Below are 21185 nucleotides of genomic sequence, written 5' to 3'. Positions count from 1 at the left end.
CGATGACGCTCAGAGGAATCGTCTGGCTCGCGATCCTGTTCGCGATCGCCGCGGCGCTGGCCACCGTCGGCCGTTTCGACACCGGGCAGGTGCTGCTCGTGTATCCGCCGTACCGGGTCGACCTGTCGCTGAACCTGGCCGTGTTCGCAATCATCGTGCTGTTCATCGTCGTGTATGCGCTGCTGCGCATCGTGCGCAACATCTGGCGCATGCCGCAGCGGGTCGCCGCGTATCGCGCCCGCGCGCGCAACGAGAAGGCGCAGGCATCGCTGCGCGACGCGATCGCGAACCTGTACGCGGGCCGTTTCTCGCGCGCCGAGAAGGCCGCGCGCGACGCGCTGTCGATCGACGCGAACCAGGGCGCCGCGAGCCTCGTCGCGGCCACCGCCGCGCACCGCATGCATGAATACGCACGCCGCGACGACTGGCTGTCGAAGGTCGGCGCGCCCGAATGGCAGGATGCGCGCCTGCTCGCCGCCGCCGACATGCGCGCGGATGGGCGCGATGCCGACGGCGCGCTCGCCGCGCTCGCCGAGATGCAGGCGGGCGGCAAGCGCATTCACGCGCAGCAGGTCGCGCTGCGCGCGCAGCAGCAGCTGAAGAACTGGGCCGAGGTGCTGAAGCTCGCGAAGGCGCTCGAGAAGCGCGAGGCGCTGCATCCGGCCGCGGCCGTGCGGCTGCGTCAGCAGGCGGCCGAGAACCTGCTGCGCGAGCGCCGTCACGATCCGGACGCGCTGCTCGAGGTGTGGCAGTCGCTGTCGGCCGCCGAGCGGCAGTCGCCGCGCCTCGCCGATCAGGCGGCCGATCTGCTCGTGTCGCTCGAACGCCGGCCGGAAGCGCGCCGCATCGTCGAGGAGGCGCTCGCGCACAACTGGGACGCGCGCCTGCTGCGCCGCTATCCGGATACCGCCGGCGGCGACGCGCTGCCGCTGATCCAGAAGGCGGAAGGCTGGAAGAAGGATCATCCGGAAGATGCCGACCTGCTGTTCGCGCTCGGCCGCCTCTGCCAGCAGCAGCAGCTGTGGGGCAAGGCGCAGTCGTTCCTCGAGGCGGCGCTGAAGCTCGCCGACAACGAGGCGCTCAAGGTGCGCGCGCATCGTGCGCTCGCGCGCCTGTTCGAGCATCTCGGCGAAACCGACAAGGCGGCGAAGCACTACCGCGAAAGCGCGCTCGCGATCACCGTGGTCTGACGCGGCTCGCGGCCGGCGCGCCGGCGGCACGACACAAGGACGACACACCCCGGCCGCCGGATGGCGCCCGGGGTGTTTTTTTGCGGGCGCCGCGCGTCGCCGTGCCGCGTGCGTTAGCGGTCGACCAGCCGCTTCGGCACCGACAGCGCGAGCAGGCCGCCGAGCACGAGGAACCCGGCGAGCATGTACATGCCGGCGTCGTTCGCGCCGGTCGCCTGCTTGAGCCAGCCCATCAGGTACGGGCTCAGGAAGCCCGCGAGGTTGCCGATCGAGTTGATCATCGCGATGCCGGCCGCGGCCGCCGTGCCGCCGAGGAAGGCGGTCGGCAGGCTCCAGAACAGCGGCAGCGTGGTGAGGATGCCCATCGTCGCGAGCGTGAGGCCGAGCATCGCGAGCGCGGTTTCGTGCGCCCAGAGCACCGACAGCACGAGCCCGAGCGCGCCGAACGCGGCAGGGATCGCCAGGTGCCAGCGCCGTTCGCGGCGCTTGTCGGCGCTGCGCGCGATCAGCACCATCGCGACCACTGCGGCCGCGTACGGAATCGCCGACAGCAGGCCGATCGCGAACGCGTCGGTGACGCCGGTCGCCTTGATGATCGTCGGCAGCCAGAAGCCGACGCCGTAGAGCCCCATCACGAACGAGAAGTAGATCAGCGCCATCAGCCACACGCGCGGGCTCGACATCACGGCGCCGAGCGACGGGTCCTCCTTGGTCGCTTCCTCCGCGTCGACGTTGCGGGCGAGCAGCGCCTTTTCTTCGTCGGTCAGCCAGCTCGCCTTCGCGATCCGGTCGTCGAGCGCGAAGAACACCAGCACGCCGGCCAGCACCGACGGGATGCCTTCGAGCAGGAACAGCCACTGCCAGCCGTGCCAGCCGCTCACCCCGTCGAACGCCTTCAGGATGAAGCCCGAGATCGGCCCGCCGATCACGCCGGACAGTGCGACGGCCGTCATGAAGAAGGTCGTCATCCGGCCGCGCCGGTGCGCGGGATACCAGTAGGTCAGGTAGAGGATCACGCCGGGAAAGAAGCCCGCCTCGGCCACGCCGAGCAGGAAGCGCATCACGTAGAACATCGTGGGCGTCGTGACGAACATCGTCAGGATCGAGATCACGCCCCAGGTCGCCATGATGCGCGCGATCCACAGCCGCGCGCCGACCCTGTGCAGGATGATGTTGCTCGGCACCTCGAACAGGAAGTAGCCGAAGAAGAAGATGCCGGCGCCGAGGCCGTACACGGTGTCGCTGAGGTTCAGGTCGCTGGCCATCTGCAGCTTCGCGAACCCGACGTTCACGCGGTCGAGATACGCGACCACGTAGCACAGCAGCAGGAGCGGCGTGAGCCGCCACGAGACCTTGCGGTAGGTCGCTTCCTCGAATGCGCCGGACGAGCCCGGCAGCGAATGCGTCGACGTTGCCATGTTTGTCTCCTGTCGTTCGTGTGATGCGGGCCCCGTGCGTTCAGGGCCCGTTATTGGCGTGAATTGGCGTGAATTGGCTCTAGATGCAGCGCCCGCCGTCGACCTCGAGGCACACGCCGGTGATGAACTCCGCTTCGTCCGACGCGAGGTAGAGCGCCGCGTTCGCGATGTCCTGCGGCGTCGAGAAGCGGCCGAGCGGGATCGTCGCGAGAAAGCGCTGGCGGTTTTCCGGGGTGTCCTCGCAGCCCATGAACTCGGTCATCAGCGCGGTCTCTCCGAGCACCGGGTTGATGCAGTTCACGCGGATGCGGTCCGCGCCGAGCTCGGCGGCGAGCGACTTGCTCGCGGTGATCATCGCGCCCTTGGTGCTGTTGTACCAGACGAGGCCCGGGCGCGGCCGCACGCCGGCCGTCGACGCGACGTTCACGAACACGCCGCCGCCTTGCGCGCGGAAGTACGGCACGAGCGTCTGCACGCACCAGTAGAGGCTCTTCATGTTGACCGCGTAGACGCGGTCGAACTCCGCCTCGGTCACGTCCAGCACGGGCTTGTTGCGGTGCGTGGTGCCGGCGTTGTTGACGACGATCTGCACCGCGTGGAAATCGTCGAGCGCGGCGGCGAGCAGCGCGCGCCAGTCGTCGCCTTTCGACACGTCGCCGGCCACCGCGATCGCCTTGCCGCCCGCGAGCGCGATCTCGCTGGCGACGCGCTCGGCCGCCGCGCCGTTCAGGTCGTTGACGACGACGTTCGCGCCCTCGCGTGCGTACGTCTTCGCGATGCCTTCGCCGAAGCCCGAGCCGCCGCCCGTGACGATCGCCGTCTTGCCGCTCAACCGCATGGTGTGTCTCCTTGTGTGAGGGTTGCCGTCATGTTTCGCCGGGCGGCCGTGTACGGCCGCCGCGCAATCAGCCGTGCCGGATCGCGATGGTCTTGAGCACCGTGAAGCCGTACAGCGCCTCGAAGCCCTTCTCGCGGCCGTGGCCCGAGTGGCCGATGCCGCCGAACGGCAGCTCGACGCCGCCGCCCGCGCCGTAGTTGTTGACGAACACCTGGCCCGCGCGGATGCGCCGCGCGAGGCGCAGCTGGCGCGCGCCGTCGCGCGTCCACACGCCCGCGGCCAGCCCGTATGGCGTGCCGTTCGCGAGTGCGACCGCCTCGTCCTCGTCGGCGAAGCGCATCGCGGCGAGCACCGGGCCGAACACCTCTTCCTGCGCGAGCCGGTGCGTCGGCGGCACGTCGCGCAGCAAGGCGGGCGCCTGGTAGAAGCCGGTTTCGGGCGCGTCCGGCACGACCTGGCCGTGCGCGGCCATCGGGATGCCGTCGTGCTGCGCGTCGGACAGGAAATCCCACACGCGCTGCTGCTGCTTCGCGTTGATCAGCGGGCCGCAGTCGAGATCCGCGCGGCTCGGGCCGACCTTCAGCGCGTTGAACGCGGTCGCGAGCCGGTCGACGAGCGGCTCGTACACCGCGCGCTCGACCAGCACGCGGCTGCCGGCCGAGCAGGTCTGCCCGCCGTTCTGCACGATCGCGTTGACGAGCACCGGCAGCGCGGCGTCGAGATCGGCGTCCGCGAACACGATCTGCGGCGACTTGCCGCCGAGTTCGAGCGTGACGGGCACGTGGTTCTCCGCGGCCATCTGCGCGACGAGCTTGCCGGTCGCGGGCGAGCCGGTAAACGAGATGTGATTGACGTCCGGATGGCGGGCGAGCGCCGCGCCCGCCTCGTGGCCGTAGCCGGTGACGATGTTGAGCGCGCCGGCCGGCAGCCCCGCTTCGGCGGCCAGCGTCGCGACGCGCAGCACCGACAGGCACGCATCCTCGGCCGGCTTGACGACGCACGCGTTGCCGGCCGCGAGCGCCGCGCCGACGCTGCGCCCGAAGATCTGCATCGGGTAGTTCCACGGCACGATGTGGCCGGTGACGCCGTGCGGCTCGCGCACCGTCAGCACCATGTAGCCGGCCTGATAGGGGAGGGTTTCGCCGTGCAGCTTGTCGGCGGCGCCCGCGTAGAACTCGAAGTAGCGCGCGAGCGCGGCGGCGTCGGCGCGCGCCTGCCGCAGCGGCTTGCCGGTGTCGCGCGCCTCGAGCGCGGCGAGTTCCTCGAGGTGGGCCATGACGAGTGCCGACAGCCGTTGCAGCACGCGGCCGCGCTCGGCGGCGCTCGCGGCGCCCCAAGCGCCCGAGAACGCGTCGCGGGCCGCGGCCACCGCGCGCTCGACGTCGGCGGCGGAGCCGCGCGCGATCGCCGCGAACGGCTGGCCGTCGGACGGATCGATGACCGGGATCGTTTCCAGTTGCGCGGGAAGGGTCCACTCGCCCGCGATGAAATGCTTCGCCTCTTCCATGCCTGCTCCTGTCACTGCGGGCGGGCGCGGCGCTTCTGCGCCGGTGCCTGCCCATGCTTCGCGATTGATCGGAGCGTGCATCCTGGGGCCCGCTCCGCTCCCGTGCAATGCTGCGTGTTGTTCGACGGCCGGACGATCAGCGCGATTATCGCGCCGTTCGTCATCCGGACGCCACCGGTCGATTGGCTATAATGGCGCATTCTTTCCGGACATGCCGGCGGTGCGCGCGTCGCCCGCGGCGTGCCCTGTCCCGAATTCCCTTCGACCAACAGAGAACGCTCATGAGCTTCAACCATGTTCCGGCCGGCAAGGACTTGCCGCAAGATTTCAACGTCATCATCGAGATTCCCGCGCAAAGCGACCCGGTGAAGTACGAAGCGGACAAGGAGCTGGGCCTCCTCGTCGTCGACCGCTTCATCGGCACGGGCATGCGCTACCCGGTGAACTACGGCTACATCCCGCAGACGCTGTCGGGTGACGGCGACCCGGTCGACGTGCTGGTGATCACGCCGTTCCCGCTGCTGGCCGGCTCGATCGTGCGTTCGCGCGCGCTGGGCATGCTGCAGATGACCGACGAGTCGGGCGTCGACGCGAAGCTGGTCGCGGTGCCGCACGACAAGGTCTGCCCGATGACGGCGAACCTGAAGTCGATCGACGACGTGCCCGAGTACCTGAAGGATCAGATCAAGCACTTCTTCGAGCAGTACAAGGCGCTCGAGAAGGGCAAGTGGGTGAAGGTCGAGGGCTGGGCCGGCATCGACGCCGCGCACAAGGAAATCACCGACGGCGCCGCGAACTACAAGAAGTAAGCGGCGCGCCGGCCGACACGGCCGGTCCGTTCGATGCGCAACCGCGCGTGTCTCCTCAGGAGGCCGCGCGGTTTTGTTTTGTGCGGGCGGTTTTCTTCGTCTTCGGTGCGGAGGCGGGGGATGGTGCCGTGGCGACCGGGCTCGCTGCGTCGTTCTTCTTCGATGCCGGCCGACGTGTCGGCCTGGTCTTGATGGCCGGACTCGCAACGGGCGATGAGGTGATTGCCGCGGCACGGCTGCGTTTCGGCGCGGCGGCGTTCGAGTCCGCAGCTGCGCCAGCGGGCGCCGCGATCTTTTTCGTCGCGGCCTTCGCAGCCTTGTTCACGCGTGTCGGCGCGGCCTTTGCCGGAGTACGGCCGCGTTTCGGCAACACATCGTTCGAACCGTCCGTCCCGGCCGTCACGGCGACAGGCGCGTCCTCCGCCATCGCATCCGCAACCGCGGCCCGCTTGCGACGCGCTCCAGCCGCCCGCGTGCCGCCGTTCGCGCGCTTGCGCGCTCCGCTGGCCGTCTCGGCCGCATCCTCCGTGCCCGCGTCGACCTCGACCTCGACCACGACCGGCAGCACCGACTCGAGCGTCCGCATGCCCGCGGCCAGCTCGCGCTTCTGCTTCGGGCTCAACTGCTTGACCCAATACTCGGCGCGCGACGCGCTCGAGCGGTCGGCGAGCGGGAACGACGCGAGCACCGCGCGCGGCTTGCGCGAGCGCGTGTAGCGCGCGCCTTTGCCGGCCGCGTGTTCGTCGAAGCGCGCGGCGACATCGGTCGTGATGCCGGTGTAGACGCTGCCGTCGGCGCATTCGATCAGATACAGGAACCAGGACATGACGGGGCAGCGAAATGCGGCGAAGGCGCCAGTGTCTCAGAAAACGCGCGCGTCGCGCGCTAATCCGCGCCGCGCTTGAACGGATCGTGGTCGCGCAGCTCGTCGACATACGCGTGGATATGATCCGTCTCGCGTTCGAGGAAGCGCGACACCGCGTCCGAGAACGCCGGATGCGCGAGCCAGTGCGCGGAATGCGTGACGGTCGGCAGGAAGCCGCGCGCGAGCTTGTGCTCGCCCTGCGCGCCGCCTTCGAACGTGTCGAGCCCCGCGTCGATGCAGAACTCGAGCAGCTGGTAGTACGCGGTTTCGAAGTGCAGGCACGGCACGTGCTCGAGCGCGCCCCAGTAGCGGCCGTACAGCGTGCCGCCGCCCTGCGCGTCGCGCTGGTAGACCGCGAGCGCGCTCGCGATCGGCTTGCCGTCGGCTTCCGCGATCACGAGCAGCAGGTTCTCCGGCATCGTCGCGCCGATCGCGCGGAAGAAGTCGAGGTTCAGGTACGGGCTCGAATAGTGCTCGCGATAGGTCTGCCGGTAGCAGCGCGAGAAGAAGCGCCAGTCGGCATCGCCGATCGCGTCGCCGGTGAGGCGCCGGAACGTCACGCCCGCGTCGCGCACCTTGCGGCGTTCGGCGCGGATGTTCTTGCGCTTCTTCTGCTCGAGCGTGCCGAGGAAATCGTCGAAGCTGCGATAGCCGTCGTTGACCCAGTGGAACTGCACGCCCTGACGCAGCATCATCCCCATCGAGTCGAACAGCTGCGCCTCGGGCTCGGTCGGGAACAGTACGTGCAGCGACGACACGTCGCTCTGCTCGGCGAGCGCGAGCAGCGTCGCCGCGAGGCGGCGGCGCGCCGCGTCGTCGACGGCGAGCAGCCGCGCGCCCTGCACCGGCGTGAACGGCACCGCGCACAGCAGTTTCGGGTAGTAGGGGACGCCATTGCGCTGGTACGCGTCGGCCCATGCCCAGTCGAACACGTATTCGCCGTACGAATGGCTCTTCAGGTAGACGGGCGTGGCGGCCGCGAGCCGGCCCGTGCGCTCGTCGGTCAGCGTGACGAAGCGCGGCGACCAGCCGGTGTCGTCGACCGCGCAGCGCGCGACGTGCAGCGCGTCGAGGAACTCGTGGCGCAGGAACGGCGTCGGGTGCGGGTCGCGGGCGAGCAGCGCGTTCCATTCGTCGGCCGGCACCTCGGCCGGGGACGACAGGATGCCCGTGCGATAATCGATGCGTTCGTGTTTCAACCGTGTGAATCCGTACCGTTGGATGTCGCCGGATGCGCGCCGCCAGCGGCGGCAGGCGCCCGGGACGATTTCGTCAGCCGTTCATGGCGCGCCTCGTGGCAGCGCCGATCCCGTCATGATGACCCGTATCGCACTCGCTCAAATCAACGTCACCGTCGGCGATTTCGCCGGCAATGTCGCGCGGATCGTCGCGGCCGCGCGCGCCGCGCACAACGATGGTGCGCAGTTGATGATCGCACCCGAACTCGCGCTGTCCGGCTATCCGCCCGAAGACCTGCTGCTGCGTCCCGCGTTCTACGCGGCGTCGGCCACGGCGCTCGCCGAGCTCGCTGCCGAGCTGAAGGCGTTCGACGGGCTCGCGGTGCTGGTCGGCCATCCGTTGCGGGCGTGCGACGCGGGCGGGCCAGGCGTCGATGGTAATGCAAACCGCCCGATCGAGCGCGGCGTGCCGCCGTCCGATACCTACAACGCGGCGTCGCTGATCGTCGGCGGCGAGATCGTCGGCACCTATCGCAAGCAGGACCTGCCGAACGCCGAGGTGTTCGACGAGAAGCGCTATTTCGCGACCGACGCCGAGCCGTTCGTGTTCGAGCTGAACGGCGTGAAGTACGGCGTGGTGATCTGCGAGGACGCATGGCACGCGTCGGCCGCGCAGATCGCGAAGGCGGCCGGCGCGCAGGTGCTGCTGATCCCGAACGGCTCCCCGTATCACATGAACAAGGAAGCGGTGCGCATGGACATCCTGCGCGCGCGCATCCGCGAGACGGGGCTGCCGATGGTGTACGTGAACCTCGTCGGCGCGCAGGACGAGCTCGTGTTCGACGGCGGCTCGTTCGTGCTCGACGCCGCGGGCGAGCTGGTCGCGAAGATGCCGCAGTTCGAGGAAGGGCACGCGATCGTCGCCTTCGACGGCGCGCGGCCGCTGCCCGGCGCGATCGCGCCGGAACTGCCGCTGGAGGCGCAGGTGTATCGCGCGCTCGTGATGGGCGTGCGCGACTACATCGGCAAGAACGGCTTCCCGGGCGCGATCATCGGCCTGTCGGGCGGCGTCGATTCCGCGCTGGTGCTTGCGATTGCGTGCGACGCGCTCGGCCCCGAGCGGGTGCGCGCGGTGATGATGCCGTCGCGCTTCACGGCCGACATCTCGACGACCGACGCGGCCGAGATGGCGCGGCGCGTCGGCGTGCGCTACGACGAGATCGCGATCGCGCCGATGTTCGATGCATTCCGCGCGGCGCTCGCGGGCGATTTCGCGGGCCTCGCCGAGGACGCGACCGAGGAGAACATCCAGGCGCGCATCCGCGGCACGCTGCTGATGGCGCTGTCGAACAAGTTCGGCTCGATCGTGCTGACGACCGGCAACAAGAGCGAGATGGCGGTCGGCTACTGCACGCTGTACGGCGACATGGCCGGCGGCTTCGCGGTGATCAAGGACATCGCGAAGACGCTCGTCTACCGGCTCTGCCACTACCGCAACGCGGCGGCCGACTACGGCACCCGCGACATCATCCCCGAGCGGATCCTGACGCGCGCGCCGTCCGCCGAGCTGCGCGAGAACCAGACCGACCAGGACAGCCTGCCGCCGTACGACGTGCTCGACGCGATCATGCGGATGTACATGGAGGAGGACCGCCCGCTCGCCGAGATCGTCGCGGCCGGCTATGCCGAGGCCGACGTGGCGCGCGTCACCCGGCTCATCAAGATCAACGAATACAAGCGCCGCCAGGCGCCGATCGGCATCCGCGTCACGCATCGCGCGTTCGGCCGCGACTGGCGCTACCCCATCACGTCACGCTTCACCGAGCGCCTCGATTGAGCCGCGCGCGGCGTAGAATCGGGCCCACGGGTTTTCATCCAAACGAGCATTGAGGGACAACCACCATGAAACGCATCACCGCCATCATCAAGCCGTTCAAGCTGGACGAAGTCCGCGAGGCGCTCGCCGAGGTCGGCCTGACGGGCCTGACCGTGACCGAGGTGAAGGGCTTCGGCCGCCAGAAGGGGCATACCGAGCTGTATCGCGGCGCGGAATACGTCGTCGACTTCCTGCCGAAGATGAAGATCGAGGTGGTGGTCGCGGAAGGGCAGGTCGACCAGGTGATCGACGCGGTGATCGGCGCCGCGCGCACCGGCAAGATCGGCGACGGCAAGATCTTCGTGTCGGACGTCGAGCGGGTGATCCGCATTCGCACCGGCGAGGAAAACGAAGCGGCGGTCTGACGCCGCCTGCGCACGCACCCATAAAAAACGGTGCGATACCCTGCCGGGTACCGCACCGATACGCGCCTCTCGCAGCAGCGTGGAAAACGTAATCGAATTGCGTTGTTGAGTGAGGGTCGCCCCGATCAGAACAGGTGCTGGATGCCGGCGTAGAAGCCGGTCTGGCTGCCGCCGAGCCGCGGGTTGCCGCTCGCGACGTCGGTGCCCGCATTGTTCGCGTTCAGGCCGAAGTTCGCGCTCTTGCTGTTGCGGGCCGTCGCGACCTGGAAGTCGAGCAGCGTGCGCTTCGACAGGTTGTACGTGCCGCCGAGCGTGTAGATGTTCGCATTGCCGCCGCCGTGGTTCGTGTTCACGTGATACACGGCCGCGATCAGCGCGGCAGCCGGGGTGGCTTGCCACGTCACGCCGCCCCAGACCTGGTCGGTGGCCGTTACGCCGACATTGCCGGCCGGCGTGCCCGCGCCGTCGGCGCGCGATGCCTGATAGGCCGCCTGCAGCTTGAACTGGCCGAGGAACATGTTCGCGCCGAAGAAGTATTCGCGCGAGTAGCGGTAAACGTCGGAGAACCGGCCGTTCGCGTCACGCACTTCGTCGTAGATGCCGCGCAGCTGGAACAGCGCGTTCGTGTAGGTGATCTGTGCGCCCGCAGCCCGGCCATCCTGCTTCGGGTCGGTGTTGCCGTTGAACCTCGTCGAGTTCGACAGCGCGAACTGGCCGTAGAAGTCGAAGCCGTAGAGCTGCGGCGACTGATACGAAATGTTGTTGCTGGTCTTGTTCCAGTTGCGGCCGCGTACCAGCGACGCCGTCGACCAGGCCGACTGGCCGAACGGGTCGAAGTCCCACACGCCGTTCGCGATCGCCAGTTCGCGGCCGAACAGCAGCGTGCCGTACTTGTCGTTCGCGACACCGATCGTCGCCCAGCGATTCCAGAGGCTGCCGGCGCCCGGGCCCGCGCCGCTCATCGTGTCGAAGCTGCCTTCGAGCTTGAAGACCACCTTGTTGCCGCCGCCGATGTCCTCGGAGCCCTTCAGGCCCCACAGGCTCGTGCCCCAGTCGCCGCTTTCCGCGCGCCAGCGGGAGCCGTTCTGCATCCCGTTCATGTACTCGATGCCGGCATCGAGACGGCCGTACAGCGTGACGCTGCTTTGCGCGTGCGCTGCCACTCCTGCAGCCATCAGCGCTGCGGCGACCAAAGCTTTCTTCATCATCTCCTCCATACCCTGTCAAAAAGTCAACCCAGAACTGCACGAGATGCCCGGCGCGGCGAGCGTCGGGCAAAAGCGGGATAACCAGGGAGACCTCGTGCGCGGCCGGTCAGGCGTGACACGCGGGCATACACGGACGGGATTGCCGTTGAGCGGGCCCGCGCAGCCGGGTCGGCATCGCGGGGTCTCCTTGTTGTCGTGAAGCTAAACTACATTTCACGAACTTCGTTTTGCTACTTTGGTTACTAATTTAGCAAAAATACAATTTTGTGGCGATTGAAATCGTTGTTTGACTAACACATGTCGCCAAATTGCCATGCAACACGATCCGCGGCGGTGCGCGCGAGCCCGCCGGATCGACGGCAAAGCCTTGAGCGCCAAGGGAGACACGGTTTGCGGAAAGATGCGTCAAGGATTGCCACTATTGACGCAATTGGGGCGGAGGCGTAAGCGGTTGATTGGTCAGGAATTCGTCATGATGGCGCGCGCCGCGCCACCCTGCGTAACGCATCGGCGCGCGGGCGCTACGCGCCGGCCGGCCGCGCTTCGAGCAGTTGCGCGCGGAGCCAGCGATGCGCGTCGGTGCGCGCGTGCTTCGCATGCGAATAGATCTTCACCGTGTAGCGCGGGATCTCGAACGGCGCCGGAAAGATATGGATCGGCGCGGCGTGGCGCAGCGCCTGCGCGGCCCGGTTCGGCACGGTCATCAGCAGGCCCGATTCCGCGATGATGAACGGCGCGGCGAGCACCGTCGGCAGCTGCACAGCGACCTGCCGCGCGAGCCCGAGGCGGTCGAGCACGTAGTCGACCACGCCGCGCGTCTCGTTCCACGGCGTGACGACCACGTGCCGCGCCGCGAGGTACTGCTCGAGCGTGAGGCGCCGGTGGATCGACGGATGGCTGGCGCTCGCGATCACGACGTAGTCGTCGGAGAACCAGTCGAATTCCTCGATGCCCGGCGTGTCGGCCGCGGTGTCCTCGTGATAGCCGAGCGCGAAATCGATGCGGCCGGCCGCGAGTTCGTCGGTCGAGATCTTGCGGTCGGAGTGGACGACGCGCAGCCGCAGCTGCGGCGCGACATGCTGGATTCGCGCGATCAGCGCGGGCAGCACCGCGAACGCGGTGTAGTCGGTCGCCGCGAACACGAAGGTGCGCTCGCTCTGTGCGGGGTCGAAGCGGCGGGCGCGCGCGAGCCCCTTCGACATCGCGTCGAGCGCGTCGCCGGCCCAGGCCGCGATGTCGTCGGCGCGCACGGTCGGCTGCATCTCGTTGCCGAGCCGCACGAACAGCGCGTCGCCGATCGCCGCGCGCAGCCGCGCAAGCGCGTGGCTCAGCGCGGACGGGCTCATCGCCAGCTCGTGCGCGGCCGCGGCGACCGAGCGGTGGCGGTACAGCGCGTCGAAGACGAGCAGCAGGTTCAGGTCGAGGCGACGCAGGTCGGGATGCATCATGTTCAGTTCGGGATGAAGAAACTGCACTTCCTGCAGTGGCACGACGAACGTAGCATGACGTCTTCATCGGCGCCAGCGCGAACCAGCGCGAACCAGCGCGAACCAGCGCGGCGCCGCAGCCTGCATCATCCGGCCGGGGAGGGCCCTTTACATGCATACCGACATCCGTTCCGCCAGCGTCGCCGACGCGCCGCAGATCCTGCGCTTCATTACCGAGCTGGCGATCTACGAGAAAGCCGAGGATCAGGTGGTCGCGACCGTCGAATCGATCGAGCGCAGCCTGTTCGGCGACGCGTCGCCGGCGCGCGCGCTGATCTGCGAGGTCGACGGCGAGCCGGCGGGCTTCGCGGTGTATTTCCTGTCGTACTCGACGTGGCTCGGCCGGCAGGGGCTGTATCTGGAGGATCTGTACGTATCGCCGCGCTTTCGTGGCGCGGGGGCCGGCCTGCGCTTGCTGAGGGCGCTCGCGCGGATCGCGGTCGACACGGGCTGCGGGCGCTTCGAGTGGAGCGTGCTCGACTGGAACGAGCCGGCGATCCGCTTCTACGAGCGCGTCGGCGCGGCGCCGCAAAGCGAATGGGTGCGCTACCGGCTCGCGGGCGACGCATTGCGCGCGTTCGCCGACGCCGCGCCTGCCGACGCGTTACCTGCGGCTGGCGCATAAGGCAAACGAAAACGGGCGCCGCGAGGCGCCCGTTTGCACGACGGCGTGAGCCGCTGCGGCTTACTTGAGGCTGCCCGACAGGAACTGGCGCAGGCGCTCGCTCTTCGGGTTCGCGAACACGTCGGACGGCACGCCTTCCTCTTCGACGCGCCCCTGGTGCAGGAACATCACATGATTCGACACGTTGCGCGCGAAACCCATCTCGTGCGTGACGACGATCATCGTGCGGCCTTCCTCGGCGAGCTTCTGCATCACCTTCAGCACTTCGCCGACGAGTTCCGGATCGAGCGCGGAGGTCGGCTCGTCGAACAGCATCACGTCCGGGTGCATCGCCAGCGCCCGCGCGATCGCGACGCGCTGCTGCTGGCCGCCCGACAGATGCGACGGATACTGCTTCTCGACGCGCGGCGCGAGGCCGACCTTCTCGAGATATTCGCGCGCGCGCTCCTCGGCTTCGCGCTTGCTCAGCTTCAGCACGTTGACGGGCGCTTCCATCACGTTCTCGAGCACGTTCATGTGCGACCACAGGTTGAAGTGCTGGAACACCATCGCGAGCTTGGTGCGCACGCGCTGCAGCTGCTTCGGCTCGGCGGCGCGCAGCGCGCCGGTCTTGTCGGGCACGGTGCGCACTTCCTCGCCGTCGACGACGATGCGGCCCGCGTTCGGCTGCTCGAGGAAGTTGATGCAGCGGAGCATCGTGCTCTTGCCGGAGCCGGACGAGCCGATCACGCTGATCACGTCGCCCGCGTTCGCCTTCAGGGACACGCCCTTGAGCACTTCGTTGCTGCCGTACCGCTTGTGGAGGTCGTCGACGAAAAGCTTCTGAGTCTGGGAATTCATCAATAGTCCTGCGGAAACTTACTTGCCTTGCGGGCGCAGATACGCGAGCCAGCGGCGCTCGGCCTGGCGGAACAGCCACACGAGCGTGAACGAGATCGCGAGGTAGAGCAGTGCGGCGATGCCGAACGCATGGAACGACATGTAGGTCGCCGAGTTGACGTCGCGCGCGATCTTCAGGATGTCCGGCACGGTCGCGGTGAATGCCACCGTCGTCGCGTGCAGCATCAGGATCACCTCGTTGCTGTACAGCGGCAGCGCGCGGCGCAGCGCCGACGGCAGGATCACGCGGCGGTACATCGTGAAGGTCGACATGCCGTACGCGCGCGCGGCCTCGATCTCGCCGTAGGTGGTCGCCTTGATCGCGCCCGCGAAGATCTCGGTCGTGTACGCGCAGGTGTTCAGCGTGAACGCGAGCAGCGTGCAGTTCATTCCTTCGCGGAAGAACGCGTCGAGCATCGGCGTGCCGCGCACGGCCTGCAGGCTGTAGAGGCCCGTGTAGCACAGCAGCAATTGCACGTAGAGCGGCGTGCCGCGGAACACGTACGTGTAGAGCCACACCGCGCCCGACAGCCATTTCTTCTTCGACACGCGCGCGACCGCGAGCGGCACCGATAGGCAGAAGCCGATCCCGATCGACACGACGAGCAGCCACAGCGTGATCGCGACGCCGGTGACGCGATAGCCGTCGGTGAAGAGATAGTTGCGCCAGTATTCTTGGATGAGGTCGATCATAGGTCTGCCTTGCGAACGCCGGTCGAATAGCGCTTTTCAAGCCACATCAGCACGAAGTTCGAGATCGTCGTGATGGCCAGGTAGACCGCCCCCGCGATCAGCGTGAAGAAGAAGAACCGCAGCGTGCCCTTGCCGGCGTCCTGCGACGCCTTCACGACATCGGCGAGGCCGATGATCGACACCAGCGCGGTGGATTTCACGAGCACCTGCCAGTTGTTGCCGATGCCCGGCAGCGCGAAGCGCATCATCTGCGGAAACATGATGCGCGAGAACACCTGCCAGTTGGTCATCCCGTACGCGCTGCCGGCCTCGAGCTGGCCGCGCGGCACCGACAGGAACGCGCCGCGGAAGGTTTCGGTGAAGTATGCGCCGTAGATGAAGCCGAGCACGAGCACGCCGGCGAGGAACGGGTCGATGTCGATCTGGTCCCAGCCCGCGAGGTCGGTCAGCTGGTTCAGCCAGATCTGGATGCTGTAGAACAGCAGCAGCATCAGCACGAGGTCGGGCACGCCGCGGATCAGCGTCGTGTAGACGGTGCCGATGCCGTTCGTGACGCGGTTGCGGGACAGCTTCGCGCCCGCGCCGAGGAGGCCCAGGAGGAACGACAGCGCGAGCGAGAGCACCGCCAGTTTGACGGTTTGCCAGGTGCCTGCGAGGATCAGCGGGCCGTAACCTTGAAGAAACATATGTGGTCCTTGACGGCGCACCCGGTGCGCCGCGAAAGACGCGCCCCGCATCCTGCGCGGAACGCCCCGTGCGTATCATGACCGTCCGCCCCGGCGGGGGCGCCGGGCTCGCCGGCCGCGGGTGGCGGCGGGCGAGGGTGCGGGCGGCGCGTGGTTTGACTGCCTATTCTGCTCCGGCGCTCAGCGGGCGGAGTAGACGCTGAACGCGAAATACTTGTGCGACAGACGGTCGTACGTGCCGTCCTTGTGCATGTCGGCCAGCGCCTGATTGATCTTGAGCTTCAGGTCGGTGTCCTCCTTGCGCAGGCCGATCGCGGTGCCGTCGCCGATCGTCTTCGGATCCTTCACTTCCGGCCCGGCGAACGCAAAGCCCTTGCCGCGCGGCGTGCGCAGGAAGCCGTAGTCGGCCTGCAGCTCGTCCTGCAGCGTCGCGTCGAGGCGGCCCGAGCCGAGATCGGCGTAGACCTGGTCCTGGTTCTGGTACGGAACGACCGTCACGCCCTGGGGTTCCCAGTACGCCTTTGCGTAGGTTTCCTGCGTCGAACCCTGCTCGACGCCGACGCGCTTGCCTTTCAGCGACGCGACGGTCGGCAGCAGCGGCGAGCCGGTCTTCGCGATCATGCGCGCGGGCGCGTCGTACACCTTGGCGGAGAAGTCGATCTGCTCGCGGCGCTTGTCCGTCACGGTCAGCGACGACACGATGATGTCGTACTTCTTCGCCTTGAGCGCCGGGATGATTCCGTCGAGATCCTGCGCCACCCACACGCATTTGACATTGATCCGCTTGCAGATTTCCTTGGTGAGATCGACGTCGAAACCGACGATCTCGCCGCTCGGCGCGGTCGACTCGAACGGCGGGTAGCTGGCGTCGACGCCGATCCGCACGGTCTTCCACTCCTTCGCGATGGCGCTGCCCGCCACGAGGGCGAGGGCGGCGCACAGGGCGGCCTTCTTCATTTCCATCCTTTGATACTGAGATTCCGGGGCGGTGCGCCGGGCCTGTCGGGCCGTGCGCCGCGCCGTATTCTAGATAGCCAAAATTCGCGTTCGGCGGCCTGGCGGCGGCAACCGCCGCATGGGCGGGCGCCAAAAGCGCGGTATTTTACCCGAACGCGCTACCCCGGCAGCGCTGCGGCACGCTTGCGCGCGATTCCGTTGGCGGCGGACCACGCCGCGGGCCCGGAACGCGTTCGCCGTTGCGGCGGTCGTTGAAGTCGCAACGAATCGGCCTGGAATTGGTTCCAGGCGTGCAACGATGCGGTGCGCGCGGGTGGATTGTTGCGATTCCGGCAAACTCCTACATTGGCGGCATCTCGAAAACATCGCACGGAGCGCTCCATGTTCCAGATCCGCCGCGCCGCCGATCGCGGCTATGCCAATCATGGCTGGCTCGAATCCCGCCACAGCTTCTCGTTCGCCGACTATCGCGACGACGCGCACCGCCAGTTCGGCGCGCTGCGCGTGCTGAACGACGACCGGATCGCGCCGACCCGCGGTTTCGGCATGCATCCGCACCGCGACATGGAGATCGTCACGTATGTGCTCGACGGCGCGCTCGCGCACCGCGACAGCATGGGCAACGGGTCGATCATCCGGCCCGGGGACGTGCAGCGGATGAGCGCCGGCACGGGCGTCGTGCACAGCGAAACCAACGCGTCGCGCGACCGGCCGCTGCATCTGCTGCAGATCTGGCTGCTGCCGACCGCGCCGGGCGGCCGGCCGGGCTACGAGGAAAAGCACTTCGCGGCGCACGAGAAGCGCGGCCGGCTGCGCCTGATCGCGTCGCCGGACGGGCAGGACGGTTCGGTGTCGATGCGCGCGGACGCGCGGATCCACGCGGGGCTGATCGACGGCGACGAGCGGGCGGTGCTCGACGTGCCGGCGGGCCGCCGGGTATATGTGCATGTTGCGCGCGGCGCGGTGGCGGTCAACGGCGAGCCGTTGGACAGCGGCGACGGCGCGCGGATCGCCGGAGTGGAAGCGGTCGCGCTCGCGCACGGCCGGGACGCCGAGGTGCTGCTGTTCGATCTCGCCTGAACGGGGCGGAAATCATGCCGGGCCCGGCTGGCCAAAACCCCGATTATCGGGGCGTGAAGAGCATAACGGGGGCGCCTCCGCACGGCCGCCGGGGCGCGTCCGCATGCCCGCCGCGCCGGGACGCGCGGCGGGCCCGCCGGCTTACTGCGCCGGCGCCGATGCGGCCTTGCCGGCCTGGCGGTGTTGTTCCCAGCGCTCCTTCATCTTCTCGCGGCGCTGCTCCATCCGCGCGTACTGCTGCTTGATCGCGGTGCTGACCGTCGTCTTCTGCTGGTCGTTCAGGCCGTTGTAGAACGCGAGCCAGGCGGCCGACGTCTGCTCGCGCAACTGCGCGTTCTGCTGCTCGGCCTGCTGGCGCGCCGCGTGCATCGCGTTCAGGTCGAGGATCGGCTGGTTCTGCTGCGCCTTGAACTGCTCGCGCATCTGCTCGTGCCCCTTGTGCATCGCGTCGCGGTTCTGCTTCATCGTGTTGACCGCGGCCTGCCACTGCTGCTCCTGGGCGGCCGTGAGCTTCAGCTGGTCGTGCAGGCGCAGGATCGCGCCGAACGGGCCGCCGCCGTGTTCGTGCATCGGGTGCATGCCCGGGCCGCCGGGCGGCGGCGCGTCGGCCGGCGGGGCCGCATGGGCGGCGCCGAATGCGAGAGCGAGCACGGTAGCGGCGGCCATGGCCACCCGGGATGTCTTCTTATACATTTCAGAAACTCCTGTTCGAAAGGGTCCGGCGATGCGGCAGCGGGCGGGAGCACGGGGCCGCATCCGGTAAGACGGAGGTTAGCGGCGCGTCCGGCGGCGGGTGTTACGGCGGCCGTCGGCGGGTTTACCGCGCATTACAGTTCCCTTGCGCGGTAATCCGCAGTAACCCTTTCATCCCTTTGTAGCGTTCTTTGCGGCTGCGCTTGCGCGGTAAACTTCGAGCCATGACTACCCAGATCCTCATCGTCGACGACGACCAAGAACTGCGCGACCTGTTGCGCGACTACCTCGTTCGCCAGGGCATGGAGGTGTCCGTGCTGCATGACGCGGCGACGCTCGAGAAGCGTCTCGAGCGCGAGCGCCCCGACCTGATCGTGCTGGACCTGATGATGCCGGGCGTGGACGGCCTCACCGCGCTGCGGCAACTGCGCGCGGCCGGCGACGACATCCCCGTGATCATGCTGACCGCGCGCGCCGACGATGTCGACCGCATCGTCGGGCTCGAACTCGGCGCGGACGACTACCTCGGCAAGCCGTTCAACCCGCGCGAGCTGCTCGCGCGCATCCAGGCGGTGCTGCGGCGCCGCCGCGCGACGCCGTCGGCCGCCGCGCCCGAACAGCGCGAGCCGTACGCGTTCGGCCGCTTCGTGCTCGATTTCCAGGCGCGCACGCTGTCGGTGGACGGCAAGCCGGCGACGCTGTCGAGCAGCGAATTCGCGCTGCTGAAGATCTTCGTGAACCACGCGCTGCGCACGCTCACGCGCGAGCGGCTGCTCGAGCTGCTGCACGGCCCCGAATACGACGGCACCGACCGCGGCATCGACGTTCAGGTGTGGCGCCTGCGCCGCATCCTCGAGTCGGATCCGTCGACGCCGCGCTTCATCCAGACGGTGCGCGGGCGCGGCTACGTGTTCGTGCCCGACGGCGAGGCCCATGCGCAAGCCCATTGATTCGCTGTTCGGGCGGCTGGCGCTGCTGGTCGTCGGGGTGCTGCTGCTGTCGCACTTCGCGTGGTATTTCGCGATGCGGCTCGAGCGCAACCAGATGCAGACGCGCTACGCGGTCGAGGAGGCTGCGTTCCTGGTCGACGCGGTGCGCCAGCACGTCGCCCGCACGCCGGACCAGCCGCTGCCGTCGCGCGTGCGGCTCGTCCCGCCCGACAGCCCGGACGTGCCGGCGCCGGACGACAAGCTGCCGCCGCCGCTCAAGCGCTTCCGCGACGACGTGAGCGACCGGATGCCGGCCGGCACGCGGGTCGAGATCGGCACGCCCGGCCATCCGCCCGTGCTGTGGGTCAAGGAGCCGAGCGACAGAAACTGGATCGTCGTGCCGGTGCAGCCGCTGCGGCCGCCGCGCTCGCTCGACCGGATGCTGATCTGGCTCGGGACGATCTTTTCGGCCGGCGTGGTCGCCGCGCTGTTCGCGGCGTGGCAGCTGCAGCAGCCGCTGCGCTCGCTCGCGCGCGCGGTTGCCCGCTTCGGCCGCGGCCAGCCGGTGCCGCCGGTGCGCGAGCGCGGCCCGCGCGAGCTGCGCCAGCTCACGCGCGGCTTCAACCAGATGGTGGAGCAGGTGTCGCGCACCGAGAACGACCGCGCGGTGATGCTGGCCGGCGTCGCGCACGACCTGCGCACGCCGCTGGCGCGGATGCGCCTGCGCGCGGAGATGATGGACGATGCGCGGCTGCGCGACGGCGTCGTGCGCGATGTCGACTCGATGTCGCACATCGTCGACCAGTTCCTCGTGTTCGCGCACGGCGGCAGCGACCGCAGCGAGCCGGTGCCGGTCGACCAGGCCTGCGAGCGGGTCGCGCGCACCTATCGCGCGGTCGCGCCGAACGCGCCGGCGGTCGAAACCCGTCTCGCGGCGGATCCGGGCTTCCGGCTGCCGACCGCGACGCTCGACCGGATCCTGTCGAACCTGCTCGACAACGCGCACGCGTACGGCGCGCCGCCCGTCATCGTGGAAACCGAGCGCACCGCGACCGGCTACGTGCTGGCCGTGAGCGACCACGGCGGCGGCATCGCGCCGCGCGATCTCGCGGCCGCCGCGCGCCCGTTCGTGCGCCTCGACCCGGCGCGCGGCGGCAACGGGCACAGCGGCCTCGGCCTGGCGATCGTCGAGCGGCTGGTATTGCGGCTGGGCGGCACGTGCGAGATCGGCAATCGGCCGGAGGGCGGCCTGCGCGTCGAGATGCAATTCCCGTTCGACGCGGTGCCGAAGGACGAAGTGCACGCGCAGGCCGCGTGAGCGGGGCGCGCGGCGCCGGCGAGGCCGGCCGCCGCGCGGCGCGTCATTCGCCGAACAGCGTGCCGAGCGTCTCGGCGGCGTTGCTGTCGATCGTGTTGTAGGTCACGCTGGTGGCCTCGAAGATGTACACAGTCGTATACCGGCCGAGGCGCTCGAGGATTTCCTCCTGCAGCGATTCCGGCACGATATTCATGTTCAGGTACCAGGCCGTCGACGACAGCCGCGTCTGGAACGAACCGTATTCCTGCATCAGCTCGTAAAACGCGTCGGCATCCTGATCGCGGCAGACGATCACCAAGTTTCCTGCCATTCCCTTCCTCCCGCTCGTCGATCAATCCCTATAGGGGCCAGCCCCGATCATACCCGCTTAGGCTGGTTCGGCGCCTGACCGGGCGCACGGTTTCGCCGGCCGGGCGGCGGGCGGGTTCACGGCCGCGCCGGATCGCGGCATAATTCGGGCCTGCACGTCGAGCGCCGGTGCGCGGCGCAACGGCGTGTCCGCGCCGATCCGTCCGCCGCCAGCCCGCTCCGGGCCCGATTCGTCCGCTGCCGCAGACGGTTCCATCGTACCGATCCGGAAGGTT

General features: G+C 68.7%; 21 protein-coding genes. 8 read left to right on the top strand and 13 right to left on the bottom strand.

Annotated elements, in window-relative coordinates; translation table 11 throughout:
• Positions 1 to 2: 2 nt before the first annotated feature.
• Positions 3 to 1190 carry a heme biosynthesis protein HemY gene (locus tag HWY45_RS05270; protein ID WP_059564467.1) on the top strand — a complete coding sequence of 396 codons (1188 nt, stop codon included), beginning with the start codon at positions 3 to 5 and terminating at the stop codon, positions 1188 to 1190.
• 113 nt (positions 1191 to 1303) lie between these two features.
• Here the strand turns inward: HWY45_RS05270 and HWY45_RS05265 are convergent, their stop codons facing one another.
• The 3 genes from HWY45_RS05265 to HWY45_RS05255 form a co-directional block, all read right to left on the bottom strand.
• Positions 1304 to 2608, bottom strand: a complete 1305-nt coding sequence (locus tag HWY45_RS05265; protein ID WP_059810742.1) for an MFS transporter — start codon at positions 2606 to 2608, stop codon at positions 1304 to 1306.
• 79 nt (positions 2609 to 2687) lie between these two features.
• Positions 2688 to 3446, bottom strand: a complete 759-nt coding sequence (locus HWY45_RS05260) for an SDR family oxidoreductase (RefSeq protein ID WP_059564469.1) — start codon at positions 3444 to 3446, stop codon at positions 2688 to 2690.
• Between the two features lie 67 nt (positions 3447 to 3513).
• Positions 3514 to 4953: an aldehyde dehydrogenase family protein gene (locus tag HWY45_RS05255; protein WP_059810743.1), complete on the bottom strand. Its 1440-nt coding sequence runs from the start codon at positions 4951 to 4953 to the stop codon at positions 3514 to 3516.
• Between the two features lie 281 nt (positions 4954 to 5234).
• Here HWY45_RS05255 and ppa point away from each other — a divergent pair, with 281 nt between their 5' ends.
• Positions 5235 to 5762 (top strand): inorganic diphosphatase, encoded by a 528-nt coding sequence (gene ppa, locus HWY45_RS05250; protein WP_010091037.1) that lies wholly within the window; start codon positions 5235 to 5237, stop codon positions 5760 to 5762.
• A gap of 55 nt (positions 5763 to 5817) precedes the next feature.
• On the opposite strand, the gene HWY45_RS05245 is transcribed toward ppa, so the two are convergent.
• Both HWY45_RS05245 and HWY45_RS05240 read right to left on the bottom strand, forming a co-directional pair.
• Positions 5818 to 6588, bottom strand: coding sequence for a GIY-YIG nuclease family protein (locus HWY45_RS05245; protein WP_059883970.1), 771 nt, complete (start codon positions 6586 to 6588; stop codon positions 5818 to 5820).
• Between the two features lie 59 nt (positions 6589 to 6647).
• Complete coding sequence (locus HWY45_RS05240; RefSeq protein ID WP_059564472.1) at positions 6648 to 7826, bottom strand: GNAT family N-acetyltransferase; 1179 nt, start codon at positions 7824 to 7826, stop codon at positions 6648 to 6650.
• 115 nt (positions 7827 to 7941) lie between these two features.
• Between HWY45_RS05240 and HWY45_RS05235 the strand changes: the two genes are divergently transcribed.
• Positions 7942 to 9642, top strand: coding sequence for an NAD+ synthase (locus HWY45_RS05235; RefSeq protein WP_059564473.1), 1701 nt, complete (start codon positions 7942 to 7944; stop codon positions 9640 to 9642).
• Positions 9643 to 9707: 65 nt separating this feature from the next.
• Positions 9708 to 10046: a P-II family nitrogen regulator gene (locus HWY45_RS05230; RefSeq protein ID WP_017333848.1), complete on the top strand. Its 339-nt coding sequence runs from the start codon at positions 9708 to 9710 to the stop codon at positions 10044 to 10046.
• A 125-nt stretch (positions 10047 to 10171) separates the two neighbouring features.
• On the opposite strand, the gene HWY45_RS05225 is transcribed toward HWY45_RS05230, so the two are convergent.
• Positions 10172 to 11254 (bottom strand): porin, encoded by a 1083-nt coding sequence (locus HWY45_RS05225; RefSeq protein ID WP_059564503.1) that lies wholly within the window; start codon positions 11252 to 11254, stop codon positions 10172 to 10174.
• 521 nt (positions 11255 to 11775) lie between these two features.
• Positions 11776 to 12702 carry a LysR family transcriptional regulator gene (locus HWY45_RS05220; RefSeq protein ID WP_059884024.1) on the bottom strand — a complete coding sequence of 309 codons (927 nt, stop codon included), beginning with the start codon at positions 12700 to 12702 and terminating at the stop codon, positions 11776 to 11778.
• A 151-nt stretch (positions 12703 to 12853) separates the two neighbouring features.
• Here HWY45_RS05220 and HWY45_RS05215 point away from each other — a divergent pair, with 151 nt between their 5' ends.
• Positions 12854 to 13366, top strand: coding sequence for a GNAT family N-acetyltransferase (locus HWY45_RS05215; protein ID WP_059883969.1), 513 nt, complete (start codon positions 12854 to 12856; stop codon positions 13364 to 13366).
• Between the two features lie 60 nt (positions 13367 to 13426).
• Here the strand turns inward: HWY45_RS05215 and HWY45_RS05210 are convergent, their stop codons facing one another.
• From HWY45_RS05210 to HWY45_RS05195, 4 genes are all read right to left on the bottom strand, one after another.
• A complete protein-coding gene (locus HWY45_RS05210; protein ID WP_017333844.1) occupies positions 13427 to 14206 on the bottom strand; it encodes an ABC transporter ATP-binding protein in 780 nt (259 codons plus the stop codon).
• 18 nt (positions 14207 to 14224) lie between these two features.
• Positions 14225 to 14938 carry an ABC transporter permease gene (locus HWY45_RS05205; protein WP_059564475.1) on the bottom strand — a complete coding sequence of 238 codons (714 nt, stop codon included), beginning with the start codon at positions 14936 to 14938 and terminating at the stop codon, positions 14225 to 14227.
• Positions 14935 to 15624: an ABC transporter permease gene (locus HWY45_RS05200; RefSeq protein WP_017333842.1), complete on the bottom strand. Its 690-nt coding sequence runs from the start codon at positions 15622 to 15624 to the stop codon at positions 14935 to 14937. Before HWY45_RS05200 ends, HWY45_RS05205 begins: the two co-directional genes overlap by 4 nt.
• A 180-nt stretch (positions 15625 to 15804) precedes the next feature.
• Complete coding sequence (locus tag HWY45_RS05195) at positions 15805 to 16581, bottom strand: ABC transporter substrate-binding protein (protein WP_059884023.1); 777 nt, start codon at positions 16579 to 16581, stop codon at positions 15805 to 15807.
• A gap of 381 nt (positions 16582 to 16962) precedes the next feature.
• On the opposite strand from HWY45_RS05195, the gene HWY45_RS05190 reads away from it, so the two are divergent.
• A complete protein-coding gene (locus HWY45_RS05190; protein ID WP_059883968.1) occupies positions 16963 to 17661 on the top strand; it encodes a pirin family protein in 699 nt (232 codons plus the stop codon).
• Positions 17662 to 17802: 141 nt separating this feature from the next.
• Here HWY45_RS05190 and HWY45_RS05185 read toward each other — a convergent pair whose 3' ends face one another.
• Complete coding sequence (locus tag HWY45_RS05185; protein WP_059564477.1) at positions 17803 to 18354, bottom strand: Spy/CpxP family protein refolding chaperone; 552 nt, start codon at positions 18352 to 18354, stop codon at positions 17803 to 17805.
• A 224-nt stretch (positions 18355 to 18578) separates the two neighbouring features.
• Between HWY45_RS05185 and HWY45_RS05180 the strand changes: the two genes are divergently transcribed.
• Positions 18579 to 19304, top strand: coding sequence for a response regulator (locus HWY45_RS05180; RefSeq protein ID WP_059564478.1), 726 nt, complete (start codon positions 18579 to 18581; stop codon positions 19302 to 19304).
• Complete coding sequence (locus HWY45_RS05175; protein WP_059564479.1) at positions 19288 to 20601, top strand: ATP-binding protein; 1314 nt, start codon at positions 19288 to 19290, stop codon at positions 20599 to 20601. The genes HWY45_RS05180 and HWY45_RS05175 overlap by 17 nt, the downstream gene beginning before the upstream one ends.
• Positions 20602 to 20644: 43 nt before the next feature.
• Here the strand turns inward: HWY45_RS05175 and HWY45_RS05170 are convergent, their stop codons facing one another.
• Complete coding sequence (locus HWY45_RS05170; protein ID WP_014896379.1) at positions 20645 to 20911, bottom strand: double-stranded DNA-specific endonuclease; 267 nt, start codon at positions 20909 to 20911, stop codon at positions 20645 to 20647.
• Positions 20912 to 21185: the final 274 nt, after the last annotated feature.

The organism is Burkholderia stagnalis, assembly GCF_902830275.1.
Taxonomy (GTDB): Bacteria; Pseudomonadota; Gammaproteobacteria; order Burkholderiales; family Burkholderiaceae; genus Burkholderia; species Burkholderia stagnalis.
The sequence above is the reverse complement of the archived record's forward strand: the minus strand, read 5'-3'. Positions and strand labels throughout refer to the sequence as shown.